Raw genomic sequence first — 1,872 nt, 5'->3', positions numbered from 1 at the left:
TTTAACTTTAAATTAATCTAATTAATTTGTGTGAGCACTCATTCAAACAATCCTGATATTTTAAGGAGGTGATCCAGCCCCAGGTTCCCCTAGGGCTACCTTGTTACGACTTCACCCCAGTCATGAACCACAAAGTGGTGAGCGTCCTCTCGAAAGTTAAACTACCCACTTCTTTTGCAACCCACTCCCATGGTGTGACGGGCGGTGTGTACAAGGCCCGGGAACGTATTCACCGTAGCGTGCTGATCTACGATTACTAGCGATTCCGACTTCATGGAGTCGAGTTGCAGACTCCAATCCGGACTACGATGTACTTTAGGGGATTAGCTTACCATTACTGGTTGGCAACCCTTTGTATACACCATTGTAGCACGTGTGTAGCCCTACTCGTAAGGGCCATGATGACTTGACGTCGTCCCCACCTTCCTCCGGTTTCTCACCGGCAGTCTCCTTGAAGTTCCCGACATTACTCGCTGGCAAACAAGGACAAGGGTTGCGCTCGTTGCGGGACTTAACCCAACATTTCACAACACGAGCTGACGACAGCCATGCAGCACCTGTCTCAAAGTTCCCGAAGGCACACCTGTATCTCTACTGGCTTCTTTGGATGTCAAAAGTAGGTAAGGTTCTTCGCGTTGCATCGAATTAAACCACATGCTCCACCGCTTGTGCGGGCCCCCGTCAATTCATTTGAGTTTTAATCTTGCGACCGTACTCCCCAGGCGGTCTACTTAACGCGTTAACTACGAAAGCTACAGCTCAAGGCCACAACCTCCAAGTAGACATCGTTTACGGCATGGACTACCAGGGTATCTAATCCTGTTTGCTCCCCACGCTTTCGCATCTGAGTGTCAGTATCTATCCAGGGGGTCGCCTTCGCCACTGGTATTCCTTCAGATCTCTACGCATTTCACCGCTACACCTGAAATTCCACCCCCCTCTATAGTACTCTAGTCTGACAGTTTTAAATGCAGTTCCGAGGTTAAGCCCCGGGCTTTCACATCTAACTTATCGAACCACCTACATGCGCTTTACGCCCAGTAATTCCGATTAACGCTCGCACCCTCCGTATTACCGCGGCTGCTGGCACGGAGTTAGCCGGTGCTTCTTGTGCAGTTAACGTCAAAATATACATGTATTAGATGCATATTCTTCCTCACTGCTGAAAGTGCTTTACAACCCTAAGGCCTTCTTCACACACGCGGCATGGCTGCATCAGGCTTGCGCCCATTGTGCAATATTCCCCACTGCTGCCTCCCGTAGGAGTCTGGACCGTGTCTCAGTTCCAGTGTGGCTGTTCATCCTCTCAGACCAGCTAGGGATCGTCGCCTTGGTAAGCCATTACCTTACCAACTAGCTAATCCCACCTAGGCGTATCCAATAGCGCAAGGCCTATAAAAGGTCCCCTGCTTTTCTCCAAAGAGTTTATGCGGTATTAGCCATCGTTTCCAATGGTTATCCCCCTCTACTGGGCAACTTCCTAGGCATTACTCACCCGTCCGCCGCTCGACAACCAATTATCCTTTTAAAAAAAGAATAGCTGTTGTTTCCGCTCGACTTGCATGTGTTAGGCCTGCCGCCAGCGTTCAATCTGAGCCATGATCAAACTCTTCAATTAAAGCTTTTGTTATCAAGGTAATTGCTTAATGAATACTCAATACATCAAAAAAATGTAACCCAACATTAGTTCCTATCAATTAAATAAATATCGATCGTTCCCTTTGTTGTTCACTAAACAAGCCTTTAAGACTGTTATCAAATAAGTGCTCACACAGATTAATAGATTTAATGTTATTAAAGAGCTTGCTTTCTTCTTTTACTAGAAAGAATCAAACATTCTAGCTAGATCCAACTCTGTGTCAAATACTTTTT

Annotated in this window: 1 rRNA gene; it reads right to left on the bottom strand. The window is 46.7% G+C overall.

Annotation, left to right across the window (positions count from 1 at the left end):
* Positions 1 to 61: 61 nt before the first annotated feature.
* Positions 62 to 1,618, bottom strand: a 16S ribosomal RNA gene (locus CF66_RS00640).
* Between the last annotated feature and the right edge of the window lie 254 nt (positions 1,619 to 1,872).

The organism is Candidatus Photodesmus anomalopis (genome assembly GCF_000731785.2).
Taxonomy (GTDB): domain Bacteria; phylum Pseudomonadota; class Gammaproteobacteria; order Enterobacterales; family Vibrionaceae; genus Vibrio; species Vibrio anomalopis.
The sequence above is the reverse complement of the archived record's forward strand: the minus strand, read 5'-3'. Positions and strand labels throughout refer to the sequence as shown.